General features: G+C 71.0%; 13 protein-coding genes. 6 read left to right on the plus strand and 7 right to left on the minus strand.

Translation table 11 applies throughout. The features are described 5' to 3' along the window. Positions 1–13: 13 nt before the first annotated feature. Positions 14–835 (minus strand): enoyl-CoA hydratase/isomerase family protein, encoded by an 822-nt coding sequence (locus RB608_RS04440; protein WP_308086595.1) that lies wholly within the window; start codon positions 833–835, stop codon positions 14–16. A 252-nt stretch (positions 836–1087) separates the two neighbouring features. Between RB608_RS04440 and RB608_RS04445 the strand changes: the two genes are divergently transcribed. From RB608_RS04445 to RB608_RS04455, 3 genes are read left to right on the plus strand one after another with little or no spacing between them, the layout of a single operon-like run. Further along, positions 1088–2446 carry a dihydroorotase family protein gene (locus RB608_RS04445; protein WP_308086596.1) on the plus strand — a complete coding sequence of 453 codons (1359 nt, stop codon included), beginning with the start codon at positions 1088–1090 and terminating at the stop codon, positions 2444–2446. 60 nt (positions 2447–2506) lie between these two features. Next, a complete protein-coding gene (locus tag RB608_RS04450; RefSeq protein WP_308086597.1) occupies positions 2507–3409 on the plus strand; it encodes a nitrilase-related carbon-nitrogen hydrolase in 903 nt (300 codons plus the stop codon). 7 nt (positions 3410–3416) lie between these two features. Beyond that, the gene (locus RB608_RS04455) at positions 3417–4424 is read left to right on the plus strand and encodes an LLM class flavin-dependent oxidoreductase (protein ID WP_308086598.1); all 1008 of its coding nucleotides are present in this window, start codon (positions 3417–3419) and stop codon (positions 4422–4424) included. Positions 4425–4491: 67 nt separating this feature from the next. Here the strand turns inward: RB608_RS04455 and RB608_RS04460 are convergent, their stop codons facing one another. Then, positions 4492–6609 (minus strand): acetate--CoA ligase family protein, encoded by a 2118-nt coding sequence (locus RB608_RS04460; RefSeq protein ID WP_308086599.1) that lies wholly within the window; start codon positions 6607–6609, stop codon positions 4492–4494. A 114-nt stretch (positions 6610–6723) separates the two neighbouring features. On the opposite strand from RB608_RS04460, the gene RB608_RS04465 reads away from it, so the two are divergent. Both RB608_RS04465 and RB608_RS04470 read left to right on the plus strand, forming a co-directional pair. Beyond that, positions 6724–7758 carry an ABC transporter ATP-binding protein gene (locus tag RB608_RS04465; protein WP_308086600.1) on the plus strand — a complete coding sequence of 345 codons (1035 nt, stop codon included), beginning with the start codon at positions 6724–6726 and terminating at the stop codon, positions 7756–7758. Then, on the plus strand, positions 7755–8867 hold the full coding sequence (locus RB608_RS04470; RefSeq protein WP_308086601.1) for an oligopeptide/dipeptide ABC transporter ATP-binding protein: 1113 nt from the start codon (positions 7755–7757) through the stop codon (positions 8865–8867). Before RB608_RS04465 ends, RB608_RS04470 begins: the two co-directional genes overlap by 4 nt. 143 nt (positions 8868–9010) lie before the next feature. On the opposite strand, the gene RB608_RS04475 is transcribed toward RB608_RS04470, so the two are convergent. The 5 genes from RB608_RS04475 to RB608_RS04495 form a co-directional block, all read right to left on the minus strand. Further along, the gene (locus RB608_RS04475; protein WP_308086602.1) at positions 9011–9853 is read right to left on the minus strand and encodes a tetrahydrofolate dehydrogenase/cyclohydrolase catalytic domain-containing protein; all 843 of its coding nucleotides are present in this window, start codon (positions 9851–9853) and stop codon (positions 9011–9013) included. Positions 9854–9883: 30 nt separating this feature from the next. Beyond that, entirely contained in the window at positions 9884–11359 is a 1476-nt protein-coding gene (locus RB608_RS04480) for an NAD-dependent succinate-semialdehyde dehydrogenase (RefSeq protein WP_308086603.1), read from the minus strand. 26 nt (positions 11360–11385) lie between these two features. Next, the gene (purU, locus tag RB608_RS04485; RefSeq protein ID WP_308086604.1) at positions 11386–12285 is read right to left on the minus strand and encodes a formyltetrahydrofolate deformylase; all 900 of its coding nucleotides are present in this window, start codon (positions 12283–12285) and stop codon (positions 11386–11388) included. Positions 12286–12290: 5 nt separating this feature from the next. Then, positions 12291–14744 (minus strand): FAD-dependent oxidoreductase, encoded by a 2454-nt coding sequence (locus tag RB608_RS04490; RefSeq protein WP_308086605.1) that lies wholly within the window; start codon positions 14742–14744, stop codon positions 12291–12293. 88 nt (positions 14745–14832) lie between these two features. After that, positions 14833–16371, minus strand: a complete 1539-nt coding sequence (locus RB608_RS04495; protein ID WP_308086606.1) for an ABC transporter substrate-binding protein — start codon at positions 16369–16371, stop codon at positions 14833–14835. A gap of 216 nt (positions 16372–16587) precedes the next feature. Between RB608_RS04495 and RB608_RS04500 the strand changes: the two genes are divergently transcribed. Continuing rightward, complete coding sequence (locus RB608_RS04500) at positions 16588–17790, plus strand: pyridoxal phosphate-dependent aminotransferase (protein WP_308086607.1); 1203 nt, start codon at positions 16588–16590, stop codon at positions 17788–17790. Positions 17791–17860: the final 70 nt, after the last annotated feature.

A 17860-nucleotide genomic window follows, 5' to 3' on the forward strand; every position in this document is an offset into this window, starting at 1 on the left:
GGGGCTCGGTCGGTCAGCTCGTCCGGTACGGCGTGTCGCGGGCGTCGAGGAAGGCCCGGAAGCCGTCCTTGGCCCGGATCTCCCGCAGCCGGTCCCGCTCGGGGAGCCCGGTCGAGTCCAGGACGAGGGTGTCGGCGAAGCGGTGGCCCATCTGCAGGCCCTTGAAGCCCTGCGTGTCGAGCATCATCCGCACCGAGCGCTTCACCGACTGCAGCGTCAGCAGCGGCGCGTTGGCGATCCGGTGCGCGAGGGCCAGCGCCTCACGGTCGACCGCGTCGTCCTCGACGACGCGGTTGACCAGGCCGAGGCGGTAGGCCTCCTCCGCGTCGACGCTGTCGCCGGTGAGGTACATGTGGTTCATCAGCTTGAAGTGCGTGAGCCACGGCAGGAGCAGCAGCGGGGACAGCGTCCCGTGCCGGATCTCCGGCTCGCCGAACGAGGCGGACCGGCCGCAGATGGTCAGGTCGCCGATCAGTGCGAGGTTGCAGCCCGCGGCCAGCGCGACGCCCTTGACTGAGGTGATCAGCGGCTTGTCGAGGTACCACAGCCGCTCGATCATCCGCGCATTGCGCTGCGCGATCGCGTCGACCTCCATGGTGGTGGTCGGAGCCGGGTCGTTGACGAGGTCGACACCGGAGGAGAAGGCGCGATCGCCGTCGGCGGCGAGGACCACGACCTTGACGCCGACATCGGACTCCACGTCCTCGATCGCGCGGTTCAGCTCGGTGACCGTCTGCTGACGCAACGCGTTCAGCGCCGCCGGACGTGCCAGAGTGATCACCGCGACCTGGTCGTCGCGCTCCACCCGGATGTCCTCGAACACTGGCTCCACCATCCCTGCCCTGGTTCGATGATCGAACCGTCGATTCGTTTTAGCACAATGAACGCCACGACGGACTCCGCTGTCAAGAGGTTCGGGCGGACCGAGCGCCGATCGACGGGGCGCGCAACCGATCCGATCGCGATCGCGAGGGCCGGATCGCCGGAATCCATTGACACACCCCGGAGCGATTGGTTCACTGTTGAGACTTTCAGTTCATTGAGTGAACCAATCCTCGGCGTTCGGCCGGGAGGAAGGCCGGGGCGCATGGAGTTCGACATCGCCATCACGGGGGCCGAGCTGGTCGACCCCCTCTGGGGTCAGCGAAAGGCTACGCTCGCGATCCGCGACGGCCGGATCGCGGGCTGGATCGACCCCGCGGTGCCCGTCGACGCCGGCGAGGTCATCGACGCGCGCGGCAAGGTCGTCCTCCCCGGCGTCATCGACCCGCACACGCACTTCGGCTACGCACAGTCCTTCGAGGCCGACCTCGCGAGCGAGACCCGGTCCGCCGCCCTCGGCGGCGTCACATCGATCCTCTCCTTCTACCGTCAGTACCAGGGCATGGCGCCCGCGCCGTACGACGAGCTGCCGGAGCTGATCGCGGCGATCGGCCAGTCCGCGCACGTCGACGTGGGCATCCACTTCGGCATGCTCGCGGAAACACAGGTGGACCAGATCGAGAAGTACGCCGGCCAGGGCGTCACCTCCCACAAGTTCTACATGGCCTATCGCGGCGCCGACGGTGCCACGGTCGGCATGGTCAACGAGTGCGACGACGGCCTGCTGCTGGAGGGGCTGGCGAAGGTCGCCGCCGTCGACGGCGTCGCGTGCATCCACGCCGAGAACACCGACATCGTCAACCGGTCCATGCGCCAGGTGCGGGAGGCCGGCGAGCAGGGCCTGCGCGCCTGGTCGAACGCCCGGCCCGCCTTCGCGGAGGCGGAGAACATCCGCCGGGTCGCGTTCCTCGCCGACCACGTGGACGCGACGATCTACCTGGTCCACATCGGCTCGCAGGAGTCCCTCGACGCAGCCCGGCACGTCCGCGCCACGGGCAGCCGGGCCTGGGTCGAGACCTGCCCCCACTACCTGACCCACACCTACGACAGCCCGGTCGGCTCGATGGCCAAGATCAACCCACCGGTCCGCAGCGCCGACGACGTCGAGGCGCTGTGGCAGGGACTCATCGACGGCTCGGTCGACACGGTCGGCACCGACCACTGCGCCGTACCCCGGGAACGCAAGGAGGGCGACATCTGGTCCGCCGCCGCCGGCTTCCCGGGTATGGCGACCACGCTCCCGGTCCTCCTCTCCGAGGGCCACCACCGCCGCGGCATGACCCTGCAGCGGATCGCCCAGGTCCTCTCCGGCAACGCGGCGTCGATCTTCGGCATGTCGCAGAAGGGGACGCTGCGTCCCGGCGCCGACGCGGACGTGGCGATCTGCGACCTCGACCTGGAGCGCACCGTGCGCCACGAGGAGCTGGGCAGCTTCTGCGACTACAGCATCCTCGACGGCCAGCGCCTGCGCGGCTGGCCGGTCCGCACGCTGATCCGCGGCGTCACCGTCGCCCTCGACGGCGAGGTCGTCGGCACGCCGACCGGCGCGTTCATCCATCGCTGATCCGTCTCCCACGGACGGCACCCCACCCCTGATGAGGAAGAAGAAGAGGTAGCTCCAGCAATGAAGGCAAAGGTACTGCTGATCCAGAACGGACCGGCGACGACCGACCCCCAGAAGAACGTCGACGACAACCTGGCGCTGGTGGCCGAGGCCACCAAGGACTTCAAGCCCGACTTCGTCCTGTTCAGCGAGCTCTCGAACACCCAGTACTTCTGCGGCTACAACACCCCCGAGCACTTCTCGCTCGCGGAGCCGATCGACGGGCCGTCGGTACGTCGCCACCAGGAGCTCGCCAAGGAGCTCGGCGCCTACGTCATCTTCCCGTTCTACGAGAAGGGCGAGGTCAAGGGCGAGTTCTACAACAGCGCGGCCGTGATCGACCGCGAGGGCAACCTGGTCCCCGGCGACCTGCCCGACGGCCGCCAGGTGCGGGTCTACCGGAAGAACCACATCCCCGACCAGTGGTCGTACTCCCCCGGCCTCAACGAGCGGTACTACTTCAAGGAGGGGCCGGGCCTGGCGACCTTCAAGACGGAGTACGGCAAGATCTCGATCCTCATCTGCTACGAGCGCTCGTTCCCCGAGGCCTGGCGGGTGCTGGCCCTGCAGGGCTCGAAGATCATGTTCGTGCCCGTCGCCGCCTGGGGCCCGAACCGGGCCGACTCCTGGGGCGGGGAGCTGCGCACCGCGGCCATCCAGAACGGCCTGTTCGTGGTCGCCTCCAACAAGGGCGGGCTCGAGGAGACCGAGGGACCGCGCCAGATGTTCGGCGCCAGCCGGATCTTCTCGCCCCTGGGCGAGGAGCTCGCCGCCGGACCGGCCGGTGAGGGACCGTTCGTCCTCACCGCCGAGCTCGACCTCGACCAGGTCGACCAGCACGGCGTGCGGTACACCTTCTTCCGGGACCGTCGTCCGGAGCTCTACGGCACCCTGAGCGACGACATCGCTCGCGGCGTCCTCTGAGGCCGCGATGGATGTCGGAGTCTTCCTCGGATCCCAGTACTCGGCCGACGAGGACATCGCCGCCGCGGTCACCGGACTCATCGAGCAGACCAAGCTGATCCGGGACAACGGGTACGACGCCGTCTGGCTCGGCCAGCACTTCCTGAGCCACCCGGAGCAGTACCTGCAGACGACCCCGCTGCTGGCGCGGCTGGCCGCGGAGGCCGGGGAGATGAACGTCGGCACCAACCTGCTGCTGCTGCCGATGCTCAACCCGGTCGACGTGGCCGAGCAGTACGCCACGATGGACGTCATCACCGGTGGGCGGCTGATCCTCGGGGTGGGCCTCGGCTATCGCGCCGAGGAGTTCGCCGCGATGCAGCTGGACAAGAAGGACCGCGTCGGCCGGCTGGTCGAGGGCGTCGAGATCCTCAAGCGGCTCTGGACCGAGGACCACGTCTCCTTCCAGGGCAAGCACTTCACGCTCGACGACGTCAGCATCGCGCCCAAGCCGCTGCAGGGCCCCCGGCCGCAGATCTGGTTCGGCGCGACGGCGGACAAGGCCATCCAGCGCGCCGCCACCCACGCGGACGCCTGGATCGCGACGTCCATGACCGAGTGGGGCGAGATGAAGCGCCAGGTCGACCTCTACCACCAGGCGCGCGCCGATGCGGGCCTGGACCGGGAGGTGCGCTTCGCCAAGTGCGTCGAGCTCTTCGTCGGCGACGACAAGGAGAGCGCGCTGCGCGAGGCCGAGCCGTTCATCGGCGCCAAGTACAAGGCGTACTACTCCTGGGGCATGGGCGACAACGTGCCCGGCGAGAGCGGCGCCAACATCAGCGACTTCGGCGACCTGACCAAGAACAGGTTCATCGTCGGTGGGCCCGAGGACGTCATCGCGGACTGCCTCCACCACCGCGACGTCCTGGGCGTGACGGACCTGATCGTCCGGCTCAACTTCCCGGGCATGCCCAAGGAGCTGGTGCACCGCAACATCGAGCGGTTCGCCACCGAGGTGATCCCGCACATCCGCTGAGCCTGAGCGGCCGGCAGGCGCCGCGGCAGCGCACCCGAGGGGTTGCGGTGCCGCGGCGCTCGTGCGTTCAGTCGTCGTCGCGGATCAGCAGGCAGTCGACGGCCAGCACTCCCCGACCACGCTCGCCCACCAGCAGCGGGTTCATCTCGGCGGCGGCGAGCCCGGGCAGTGCGGCGGCCAGCCGGGAGAAGCGCACGGCGGCGCCCACCAGGGCCTCCCGGTCCATCGGCGGCGCACCCCGGTACCCGGCCAGCAGGGCGCCGAGGGCCGAGCCGTCGATCAGCTCCTCCACCTCGGCGGCGCTCACCGGCACCGGCCGCGACGCGACCGGGCCGAGGAGCTCGGCGAGGACGCCACCGGGCGCGATCGACAGGCAGGGCCCGACCTGCGGGTCGGCCGTGACGCCGACCAGGCACTCCAGGCGCTCGCCCGCGACCATCGACTGGACCAGGATGCCGTCGATGCGGGCGGCCGGCTCGGCTCGCGTCACCGCGGCCAGCAGCGCCTCGGCCTCGGCGGCTGCGGTCGCCGGCTCCACCCGCAGCCGGACGCCACCGGCCTCGGTCTTGTGCGCGATGTCGGGTGACTCGATCTTGAGCACCACGGGCCCGCCGAGCTCCGCCGCCGCGACCGCGGCCTCCGCGGGCGTGGCGACGAGCCGGAAGGGCGCCACCGGGATGCCGGCGGCCTCGAGAGCGGCCAGCGCGTCCGCGCCCGCCGCCACCGAGGTCGGCGCGGGCCAGTCCTGGGCGGGCACGGCCGGCTCGGACGCTCGCCCGGCCCGCGCCGGCCAGGTGAGCCACGAGCGCAGGGCGGCCAGGGCCGGGCGGATCCCGAGCAGCACCGGTACGCCGGCGCCCCGGGTCGCCTCCGCGATGCCCGGGTCGAGCGCGCCGCCGGTCATCGCCGCCAGGACGACGGGCTTGGCCGAGGTGCGTGCGGCCTCGGCGAGGATCCGGGCCTGGCCGCGGTAGAACTCCTCCTGGCCCGGGCCGGCCAGGCCGACGTTCATGGCGAAGACGACCACGCCGACGGCCGGGTCGGCCGCCGCCGTGCGCAGGGCACCCGCCAGGATCGTGGGGTCCTCCGCGGCCGCGCCGGTGACGTCGAGCGGGTTGTTGACGGCGGCGAAGTCGGGCAGGCCGGCGAGCAGCGCCCGCGCCGTCTCCGGAGCGAAGGCGGGCAGCGCGACGCCGAGATCGTCGGCCAGGTCGGCCGTCAGGCCGCACGCACCGCCGGAGATGGAGAGGGCCGCCACTCCAGCGGAGCCCTGGGCCGAACGGCCGGCCAGCGTCGAGAAGAGCAGCAGGGTCTCGCGGAACTCGTCGAGGTCGTCGACCCGGACCGCACCGACCGAGGCCAGGAGGCCGTCGAGGGCCGCGGCCGCGCCGGCGATCGCGCCCGTGTGGGCCATCGCGGCGCGGCGGCCGGTCTCGGACCGCCCCGCGGCCAGGACCACGACCGCCTTCCCCCGCTCCCGGGCCCGCCGGCAGGCGGCGGCGAACCGGTCGGCGTCACGCAGTCCCTCGACGAAGACGCCGATGACCTCGGTGACCTCGTCCTCGGCGTACCAGGCGACGTAGTCGCTGACGGTCGCCGAGAGCTCGTTGCCGGTGGTGACGATCGCCGACAGCCCCAGCCCGCGGCCCAGGGCCGAGTCCGTGACAGCGTGGGTCAGCGCTCCGGACTGCATCACCAGGGCGACGTTGCCGGACTCCAGCGGGTCGATGATCCGGCCGGAGTAGGCGGCAGCGCCGCTGGCGACGTCGAGCACGCCGTAGCAGTTCGGGCCGCACAGGACCAGGTCGTGCTTGGCGACCAGCTCGGCCAGCGCCACGCCCCGCTCCCGGCCGTTCTCGCCCTCGCCGAAGCCGCTGCCGATCACCACGACACCGCGGATCCCGCGCTCCGCGGCGTCGCGGACGACGTCGACGGCCCGGTCGGCGGCCACCGCGACCACCACGAGGTCGATCCCGTCGGGGAGGTCGTGCACCGTCGGCACCGCCGGGCGGCCGAGGACCTCGGCATGGCCGGGGTTCACGACGACGACCCGGCCGGCGTACCCGAAGCGGGCCAGGTTCTCGAGGACCCGGCTGCCGCGGTTTCCGCGCGGTGAGGCGCCGACGACGGCGATCCCCCGGGGGGCGAGGAGCGGTTGGACGTTGCGGAACGGCGTGGTCGCCATCGATCTCCGATCTTTTCCGGGCCTACGCTTGTGGGGCTCCAGAACTACGGTTATGTTGATCCAACGGTTTGCCTAGTGAACCACATCGTGATCTGATCCGGCCAGGGAGAGACCATGTCCGTCCACGTCGAGACCTCCGGGGTCGTCCTCGAGCTGCGCAATCTGCGCAGCCGGATCGACACCCAGCGCGGACCGGTGTTCCCGGTCAACGACGTCAGCCTCGAGTGCCATCGCGGCCGCACCCTCGCCGTCGTCGGGGAGTCCGGCTCGGGCAAGTCGATGACCTTCCTGTCCGCGCTCGGGCTGCTCCCCGCCGGCGGGGTCGTGGAGTCCGGCGAGATCGTCTTCGAGGGTCGCACCCTCGACACCACCAGCACCGCCGAGCAGCGCCGCCTGCGCGGCAAGTCCATCGGCATGATCTTCCAGGACGCGCTCGCCGGCCTGAACCCCGCCTTCACCATCGGGCAGCAGATCGGCGACGTGATCCGCTATCACGACAAGGCCTCGCGCAAGGCGGCTCGCGCCCAGGCGATCGAGACGCTCGGCCTGGTCGGCATCCCCGAGCCGGCCCAGCGCGTCGACTACTACCCCCACCAGCTCTCCGGCGGCATGCGCCAGCGGGTGATGATCGCGATGGGCATCGCGCTGCGCCCGCAGGTCCTCGTCGCCGACGAGCCGACCACGGCGCTCGACGTCACCGTCCAGGCCCAGATCATGGAGCTGCTGGACCGCCTGCGCACCGAGCTCGGCATGTCGCTGGTGATCATCACCCACGACCTCGGCGTCGTCGCGCGCTACGCGGAGGAGGTCGCGGTCATGTACAGCGGCCGCGTGGTCGAGCGCGGCACCGTGGAGCAGATCCTGCAGTCCTCGGTGCACCCCTACACCCGGGCGCTGCGCGACTCGACGCCCCGTCCCGACGCCGACGACGCCGGGCTCCGCGCGATCCCCGGACAGCCGCCGAGCATCCGGAGCCTGCCGAACGGTTGCAGCTTCCATCCCCGCTGCTCGGTCGCGCGTGACCGTGCGGTCTGCTTCGAAGAGGTCCCCCCGCTGCGCCGACTGGCCCCCGCGGGCCAGCTCACCGCCTGTCATCATGCCGAGGAGCTGCTGCCCGTGCCCGTCGTCCGTGAGGGGGTCGGCGCATGACCGCCACCGAGCCCGAGATCCAGGACCTGCCCTTCGTCGCCGGGGAGGACTCCGTCCTCCACGTCGAGCACCTGACCAAGCGCTTCGGCCGGACCGGTCGGTGGAGCCGGTCGGGCACCGCCGTCACCGCGGTGGACGACGTGTCCTTCGACCTGCGCCGCGGTGAGACGCTCGGACTCGTCGGCGAGTCCGGCTGCGGCAAGACCACCTTGAGCCGGATGCTGCTGCGCCTGATCGAGCCCACCTCGGGCAGCGTCGTCGTCGACGGCCAGGAGGTCACCGGTCTCGGCGGCAACGAGCTGCGCCGGTTCCGGCAGCGGGCGCAGGTGGTGTTCCAGGATCCCTACGCGTCCCTCGACCCCCGGCAGCGGATCGCGGCGACCGTCGCCGAGCCGCTCACCTCCTCGAGCAAGACCCGGGCGGAGAAGCAGGAGATCGTCAACGGGCTGATGGAGCGAATGGGCCTGCTGCCCGCGCACGCGCACCAGTTCCCGCACCAGTTCTCCGGCGGCCAGCGCCAGCGCATCGGCATCGCCCGCGCCCTGTCGGTCACCCCCCAGCTGCTCATCCTCGACGAGCCGGTGTCCGCCCTCGACGTGTCCATCCAGGCCCAGGTGCTCAGTCTCCTGCAGGACCTGCGCACCGAGTTCGACCTCAGCTACATCCTGATCTCCCACGACCTCTCCGTCGTCCGCCACGTCAGCGACCGGGTGATGGTGATGTACCTCGGCCGGCTGGTCGAGGTCGCCGACAAGCACGACCTGTTCACCGCGCCCCGGCACCCCTACACCGTGTCGCTGCTCTCCGCGGCCCCCGTTCCCGACCCGACCGTCGAGCGGTCCCGCGAGCGCATCGTGCTCCGTGGCGACCCGCCCAACCCCGCCAATCCGCCGTCGGGCTGCGCCTTCCACCGCCGCTGCTTCCACGCCACCGCGATCGCGTCCGGCCTGTCGGACGGCGAGGTGACCCGGCTCGATGACGGCAGCCGGGTGCCGACGACGTGCGTGAGCACGGTGCCCCTGCTGGCTCGCCAGGGTGCGACCCACTGGTCCGCCTGCCACTTCCCCGTCACCGACGCGGCCGCGTCCGGCGTCACCAGCGCTCTCTGACCCAGGCCCCGTTGAGTTGCCGGAACCGAGCCGTCGAGTCGTCAGTTCTGACCTGTTGAGTCGTCAGTTCTGCCCGTCGCTGCGGGCCGAAGTGACGACTCGACGGTACGTTCGTGACGACTCGACGGGTCAGAAGTGACGAGTCAACGAAGGTGGCGCTCCGCTCCGTCCATGGTCTGCGCCAGCAGCGTGGCGATCGTCATCGGGCCCACGCCACCGGGGACCGGGGTGATCCACGAGGCGCGGGCCGCCGCGGCGTCGTACTCGACGTCGCCGACGTTGCCCGGGTTGTAGCCGGCGTCGACGACCACCGCGCCGGGCTTGATCCACTCACCGCGGACGAGCTCCGGACGGCCCACCGCCGCGACGACGATGTCTGCCTCCGCGACCCGGTCCGCGAGGTCCACGGTGCGCGAGTGGCAGAACGTGACGGTCGCGTCGCGCTCCAGCAGGAGCATCCCGACCGGCTTGCCGAGGATCCGGCTGCGACCGACCACGACGGCGTGACGCCCCGCGAGCGGCAGGTCGTAGGCCTCCAGGAGCCGGATGATGCCGCCCGGGGTGCAGGAGGCGAAGCCCGGCTCGCTGAAGGACATCGCGGCGAAGCTGGCGAGGGTGACCCCGTCGACGTCCTTGGCGGCACCGATGGCCTCGAAGGCCGCGTGCTCGTCGATGCCGTCCGGCACGGGGTGCTGGAGCAGGATGCCGTCGATCGCGGGATCCGCGGCCAGCGCCGCGATCCGCTCGACCAGCTCCTCGCTCGTCGTACACGCGTCGAGCTCGATCCGGACGGAGTCCAGTCCGGCCTGGCGGCAGCGGTTCTGCTTCATCCGGACATAGGTGTGCGACGCCGGGTCGTCCCCGACCAGCACCGTCGCGAGGGTCGGGGCGCGCCCGACCCGCTCGGCGAAGCGGGCGGCTCGCTCGGCGACATCGGTGAGCAGCTGGGCGGCGACGGCCTGGCCGTCGAGGATCCTGGCAACCATGGGGGGTCCTTCGAGATCGGGTGGGGCGGGTCAGGCGGAGAACGGGTCGGCGATGCCGACGTAGCGGACGTCGAGGTACTCGTGGATGCCCTCGGCACCGCCCTCCCGTCCCAGTCCCGACTGCTTGATGCCGCCGAACGGTGCGGCGGCGTTGGAGATGACCCCCAGGTTGATGCCGAGCATCCCCGAGTCGACCGTCTCGGCGAGGCGGAGCTGTCGCGCGCCGTCCCGGGTGAAGGCGTAGGCGGCCAGGCCGTACTCGGTGGCATTGGCCAGCGCGACGCCCTCGGCCTCGTCGGCGAAGGTCACGATCGGTGCCACCGGACCGAAGATCTCCTCCGCCAGGATCCGCGCGTCGGCCGGTACGTCGACCAGGACGGTCGGCGGGTAGAAGTGGCCGGCGCCGTCCTGCGGGCTGCCTCCGGTCAGGACCCGGGCGCCGCGCTCGACGGCGTCGTCGACCAGCTCCTGGACCTTCGCGCGGCTGGGCTCGTCGATGAGCGGGCCGATGTCGACCCCGCTCTCGGTGCCACGCCCGGTGCGCAGCGCCGCCATCCGCCCGGCCAGCCGGTCGGCGAACTCGTCGGCCACCGAGTCCTGGACCAGCAGCCGGTTGGCTGCCGTGCAGGCCTGGCCCATGTTGCGCAGCTTGGCCGCGAGCGCCCCCTCGACGGCGACGTCGAGGTCGGCATCCTCGAACACCAGCAGTGGGGCGTTCCCACCCAGCTCCATCGAGGTCCGCAGCACCTGGTCCGCGGCGTCGCGCAGCAACCGCCGCCCGACCTCCGTCGATCCGGTGAAGGACAGCTTGCGCAGCCGGGGGTCGGCCACCAGCGGGGCCACGACACTGCCGGCCCGACTGGTCGGCACGACGTTGAGGACCCCGGCCGGCAGCCCGCACTCCTCGAGCAGCTGCGCGAAGAACAGCGTGGACAGCGGCGTCAGCGCCGGCGGCTTGATCACCATCGTGCAACCGGCGGCGATCGCCGGCGCCACCTTGCGCGTGACCATCGCCAGCGGGAAGTTCCACGGTGTGACGAACAGGCACGGCCCGACCGGCCGGTGGTGCACCAGGAGCCGGCTGCGACCGTCGGGGGCCGCGACGTAGCGCCCGTCGATGCGCACCGCCTCCTCGGAGAACCAGCGCAGGAACTCGGCCGCGTAGAGCACCTCGCCCCGCGCCTCGGCCACCGGCTTGCCCATCTCCAGGGTCATCAGCAACGCGAAGTCGTCGGCGCGCTCCATCGTCCGCTGGTAGGCGAGCCGCAGGAGCTCGCCCCGCTCCCGCGGCGGCGTCCGCCCCCAGGACTCCTGGGCACGGTGGGCGGCCTCTAGGGCGGCTCCGCCGTCCTCGGCGGTCGCGTCCGCGACCTGCGCGATCACCCGCTCGGTCGCCGGGTCCTCCACGCCGAAGGTCGCGCCGGAGCCGGCCGAGCGCCACTCCCCCGCGATGAACAGGTCGGTCCGGACGGAGGCGAGCAGCTGGCGCTCGCGGTCGGTGCTCACGGTGGTTCCCTCTCTCAGGTTCGAGCTCAGCGGAAGACGATGGTCCGGTGCCCGTTGAGCAGGACCCGGTGCTGGACGTGCCACAGGACGGCCCGGGCCAGCGTGTGCGCCTCGGTGTCCCGGCCCAGCGCCACCAGGTCCTGGACCGACGCCTGGTGATCGACGCGAGCGACGTTCTGCTCGATGATCGGGCCCTCGTCGAGGTCGGAGGTGACGTAGTGGGCGGTCGCACCGACCAGCTTGACGCCGCGGTCGTGCGCCTGCCGGTAGGGATTGGCGCCCTTGAAGCTCGGCAGGAAGGAGTGGTGGATGTTGATCGCGCGGCCATCGAGCTCCTTGCAGAGCTCGGTCGACAGGATCTGCATGTAGCGGGCCAGCACGACCAGGTCGACGTCGTGGCGGTCGACGAGCTCGAGCAGCGCCGCCTCGGCCTCAGGCTTGGTCTCGCGGGTCACGGGGAGGTGGACGAACTCGATGCCGTACCAGGCCGCGATCGGCGCGAGGTCGGGATGGTTGGACACGATCACCGGGATGTCGATCGGGAGCAGCCCGCTGGACCAGCGGTAGAGCAGGTCCTGCAGGCAGTGGTCGAACTTCGAGACCATGATCAGCACCCGCATCGGCCGGCTGAGCTCAGCGAGGCGGTAGTCCATCCCGAACTCCGCGGCGACGTCGGCGAAGGCGTCGTCCAGGTCCGGCAGGGCCGGGGTCTGCTCGGAGGTCCGCATCTGCACCCGCATGAAGAACTGTCCCGAGCCGGTGTCGCCGAACTGGTTGCTCTCCACGATGTCGCAGCCGTGCCGGTAGAAGAAGTCCACCACCGCCCGCACGATGCCGGGGCGGTCCACACAGGACAGGGAGACGACGATCCCGTCGGAGGCAGGTGCGGCGGTGCGCTGGGGCGCGGTCAGGTTGCTCTCGCTCATCGCCGTCAGCCCTTCAGCCGCGAGCCGGTCGGGTCGAACGGTGCCTTGAGACCCACCTCGGCGTCGAAGACGACGCCCGCGGCCTCGACCTGGTAGCGGCCCTCCCGCACGTAGGCGGCGTCGGCGACCTCGACCTCCGGCTCGACGTACGCCATCGCGGCGAAGCGGCCGAGCACGGCGCTGTAGGCCGCCGAGGTCACGAATCCGCGCGGCTCGCCGTCGCGGAGCAGGAGCTCACCACCCCACAGCACGGCCTCCGGGGAGTCGACCGTCAGGGACACCAGGCGGCTGCGCGGCCCGGCCTGCTTGGCCTTCTCGACCGCCTCGCGGCCACGGAAGTCGATCCCGCCGGCCAGCTTGCAGGTGAAGGTCATGCCCGCCTCGACCGGCGTGCGGTCCGGGGTGAGCTCGCGCCCCCAGGCCCGGTAGCCCTTCTCGATGCGCATGGCGTCGACGGCGTAGTGGCCCACCGCGGTCAGGCCGAGGTCGGCGCCGGCGTCGACGAGCCGCTCATAGGCCGTGACGGCGTACTCGGTGGGGATGTAGAGCTCCCAGCCGAGGTCGCCCACGTAGGAGACCCGGGTGGCGCGCACCGGGACCGGCCCGATGTCGATGCGCTGGCTGGTGTAGAAGGGGAAGGCCTCGTTGCCGAGGTCGCTCCGGGTGAGCCGCGAGAGCAGGGTCCGCGACTGGGGCCCCATGATGCCGAGGACCGCGTACGACGACGTCACGTCGACGACCTCGGTCCGCGCCCCCTCGGGCAGGTGCCGGTTCAGGTAGTGCTCGTCCCGGGCGGCCTGCGCGGAGCCGGTCACCAGGAGGTACTCGTCCGGAGCGGTGCGGGTCACCGTCACGTCCGACTCGTAGCCACCGCGGTCGTTGAGGATCCCGGTGTAGACCGTCGTCCCGGGCGCCACGGCCAGGTCGTTGGCGCAGAGGTACTGCAGCGCGTCCTCGGCACCGGGACCGCGCACCAGGAACTTGGCGAAGGCGGTCTGGTCGAGGAGGGCCACCCCGTCGCGGGTCGCCCGGTGCTCGGCATCCACGAGCGGACGCCAGTTCTGGTGGCCGAAGGAGTACTCGGTGACGCGCGGCGTGCCCTCCGGCGCGAACCAGTTGGGCCGCTCCCAGCCGTTGCGGCTGCCCATCACCGCCCCCTGCTCGTCGAGCAGGTGGTGGATCGGCGAGCGCCGCAGCGGCCGGCCGGTCTCCGGCTCGCGGTTCGGCCACGGGATCGCGTAGTGCAGGCCGAGGGTCTCCTTGGTCCGCTCGCGCAGCCAGGACTCGTTGCTGTTGAACGGGGCGAACCGCCGGATGTCCACCGGCCACAGGTCGCGGTCGGGCTCGCCGGCGACGATCCATTCGGCCATCGCCATGCCGGCGCCGCCGGCCGAGGCGATGCCGGTGGAGTTGAAGCCGGCCAGGACGTACATGTTGGGGACCTCGAGCGACTCACCCATGATGAAGTTGTTGTCCGGGGTGAAGCTCTCCGGACCGTTGTAGAACTTCTTGACCCCCGCCCGCTCCAGCGCCGGGACCCGGGTGATGGCGTTCTCCATCAGGATCTCGAACTGGTCCCAGTCCTCGTCGAGCAGCTGGAAGACGAAGGGGTCGGGAATCTCGTGGGGACCGACCCACGGCTTGGCGTCCGGCTCGAAGCCGCCCATCACCAGGCCGCCGACCTCCTCCTTGAAGTAGATGTAGCCGTCCTGGTCCCGCATCACGGGCAGATCGCGGTGCACTCCCTCGATCGGGTCCGTGACGATGTAGAAGTGCTCCACCGAGTGGAGGGGGACGCGAACGCCGGCCATCGCGCCGACCTGGGCCGCCCACTGGCCGGCACAGTTGACCACGGTCTCGCACTCGATCGGGCCGTTCTGGGTGTGGACCGTGGTGATCCGTCCGTCGTGCAGGTCCATGCCCACGACCTGGGTCTCCTCGCACACCACGGCGCCGCGGCCGCGGGCGCCCCGTGCCAGGGCCTGGGTGAGGTCGGTCGGGTTGGCCTTGCCGTCGCCGGGCAGCCAGACCGCGCCGACCAGGTCGTCGGTGCGCATGAGGGGCCACTTCGCGCCCGCCTCCTCCGGCGTCAGCCGGTGCGCCTCGACGCCGAAGGCCCGCGCGGTCGCCTGGGTGCGGAGCAGGGAGGTCATCCGCTCCTCGGTCCGCGCGACCGAGAGGCTGCCGCAGCGCTTCCACCCGGTCCCGAGGCCGGTCTCCTCCTCGAGCGTCGCGTAGAGCTGGGTCGAGTACTGGATCAGCTTCGTCATCGCGTCCGTCGGCCGGAGCTGACCCACCAGGCCGGCCGCGTGCCAGGTGGTCCCACCCGACAGCTTGCCCTGCTCGAGCACCACCACGTCGGTGACGCCGAGCTTGGTCAGGTGGTAGGCGACGCTCGTACCGATGATGCCGCCGCCGATGATCACGACCTGTGCTCGGGACGGCTGGGGGGAGACCATTCGCTTCTCTTTCTCGTGCGCTTGGGTGCGGGGAGGTGGTGCGGGAGGGGGTGGGCGGGGTGCCGGATGAGTCCGGCACCCCACCCGCTCAGTCGACCGTCGTACCGCTGAGGTCGATGAGCTCGGAGGTGGTGGTGTGGAAGCCCTCGACACCCTTGCGGGCGGCGAAGGAGTTCACCATGTGGTAGATCGGGATCACCACGGCGTCGTCCTCGACGAGCTGACGCTGGACGTCCTGCATCACCTGGTTCCGCTCGTCGCTGCCGACCTCGAGGGTGGCGAGCGAGTCGATCTCCTGGTCGACCGCCGGGTCCTTGAACTGCGACATGTTGTTGACGGCGTCGCTGCGGAAGACCCGGACCAGCATGTCGCCCGGGTCACCCGAGCTCATGCCCCAGCCGAGGTAGTACATCTCGGTCTTGTGGTCGAGGAGGGACTGGTACCAGGTGCCCGCCTCCTGGACGTCGAGCTTCAGATCGATGCCCACCTCGGCGAGCTGCTGCTGGACGACCTCGCCGATCTCCTTGTCCTTGAGGTAGCGCGCCGAGGGCAGGGTGAGCGTGAGCTGCGGGTTGGGCTCTCCGGCCTCCGCGAGCAGGCGCTTGGCCTCCTCCGGGTCGTAGTCGAGCTTGATCGGCGGGTCGTTCTTCAAGAACTCCGGCGAGACCAGGCCCTCGTCGGCGGCGTTGCCGACCCCCTCGAGCACGTCGTCGACGATCGCGGAGCGGTCGATCGCGTGCGCGATCGCCTTGCGGACGAGCGGGTTCGGGACCGTCTCCAGGTTGAAGCCGAGGAAGATCGGGCGGGCCTTCGGCTCGGTGATCGCGTAGAAGTCGCCACCGAGGTCCTTGAGCTGGTCCGGCGGGGGGTTCTCGATGACGTCGATGTCACCGGCCTGCAGGGCACTGAAGCGGGTGCTGGCCTCGGGGATCGGGACGAACTCGACCTTGTCCAGCTTCGGCTTGGTGCCCCAGTAGTCGGGGTTGGCCTCGAAGGACATCGTCGTGTCCGGTACCCACTCGCCGAAGGTGAACGGACCCGTGCCGACCGGCTCCTTGGCCAGCTGCTTGTCGTCCTTCTCCGCCAGCGCCTTGGGGCTGATGATCGCCGCCACGAGGACGGTCAGGTTGTTCAGGATGCTCGAGAAGGGCTTGGTGAGCACGATCCGCGCCGTCATCGGGTCGGGAGTCTGCACCTCCTTGATGACCCCGAGGAAGCCCTTGCCCTGCGACTGGGTCGCGGCCCGCTCCAGGCTCTGCTTCACCGCCGCGCTGTCGAAGTCCGTGCCGTCGTGGAACTTGACGCCCTCGCGGAGGGTGAAGTCCCACTCGGTCGGGGACGCCTGCTCCCAGGCGGTCGCCAGCCCGGGCTCGAAGCCACCGCTGTTGGTCAGCTTCACCAGGGTCTCGTAGACCATGTTGTCCCGCGTGAAGTCGCCCGCGAGGACGAAGTTCGGCGGATCGAGGCTCTGGGCATCAGAGGCCATGCCGATCCGCAGGACCTGGGTCGTGTCGCCATCCGGATCACTGCTGCCGGAGAGCCCACCACAGGCACTGATCACCAGTGCGCCGACGCACAGGCCGACGAGCACCGCGCTGCGCCGGAGTGCGTGCGAAAATCGCGCCATCGCCTCACCTTTCAACTCGACCAGGCAACCACGCCCGATTGCGGTCGCTGGTTCATTAGATAAACCGTTGATCCGAAATAGTGATCTGGCCCACCGCCTGTGTCAATAGGTGTCGCCGGATTGCCCGCCGCCTGCTCGGGCCTGCCGGGCAGGCGGCACCTCACCAAAAGTGAACCGATGGTTCAGTTTTGTCGTGCCACGCCCTAGGCTGCGGACATGAGCCTGGAGCGCCCCCGGATCTCCGCCCGTGTCCGCGCCATCGCGGAGTCCGCCACCCTCAAGGTCGACGCCCGGGCCAAGGCCCTGCGCGCCGAGGGCCGACCCGTCATCGGCTTCGGCGCCGGCGAGCCCGACTTCCCGACACCCGCCCCCATCGTCGAGGCGGCCGTCGCCGCCTGCCGGGAGCCCCGGTTCCACCGCTACACCCCGGCGAGCGGGCTGCCCGAGCTCAAGGACGCGATCGTCCGCAAGACCCGGCGCGACTCGGCGTACGAGATCGAGACCGGCCAGGTCCTCGTCACCAACGGCGGCAAGCACGCGGTGTACGGGGCGTTCGCCACCCTGCTCGACCCGGGCGACGAGGTGCTGCTGCCGACGCCCTACTGGACGACCTACCCCGAGTCGATCCGGCTCGCCGGGGGCGTCCCCGTGGAGGTGTTCGCCGACGAGACCCAGGACTTCAAGGTCACCGTCGAGCAGCTCGAGCGTGCCCGGACCGAGCGCACCAAGGCGCTGCTGCTCACCTCGCCGTCGAACCCGACCGGCGCGGTCCTCACCGTCGAGGAGCTCACCGCGATCGGCGCCTGGGCCGTGGAGCACGGCCTGTGGGTGGTGACCGACGAGATCTACGAGCACCTCGTCTACGACGGCCTCGCCACCGCGTCCCTGCCTGCCCTCTGCCCGGACCTGCGCGATCGCTGCATCGTCGTCAACGGCGTCGCGAAGACGTATGCGATGACCGGCTGGCGGGTCGGCTGGATCGTCGGCCCGCGCGACATCGTCGCCGCGGCGTCGAACCTGCAGTCGCACGCCACCTCCAATGTCGGCAACGTCAGCCAGGTCGCCGCGGCCGCGGCCCTCGACGGCGGTCTCGATGCCGTCACCGAGATGAAGGCCGCCTTCGAGCGCCGGCGCCGGGCCATCGTGGACCTGCTCAACGACGTACCCGGCATCGTGTGCCCCGAGCCGCAGGGCGCCTTCTACGCCTTCCCGTCGGTCAAGGGCCTGTTGGGGCGGACCCACCGCGGGGTGGAGGTCGCGAGCTCGTCGGATCTCGCCTCCTACATCCTCGACCAGGCCGACGTCGCCGCCGTTCCCGGCGAGGCCTTCGGCGCGCCCGGCTACCTCCGGTTCTCCTACGCCCTCGGCGACGACGCGCTGCACGAGGGGATCACCCGGATCCAGAAACTCTTCGGATGAGGTCGCCGCCGATGTCGAGAAGGCGTCGGCGGCTCCGTCCCTCGGGTGAAGGCGGCAAGATGGCCGTCTC

The organism is Nocardioides sp. LHD-245 (assembly GCF_030929495.1).
GTDB lineage: Bacteria > Actinomycetota > Actinomycetes > Propionibacteriales > Nocardioidaceae > Nocardioides.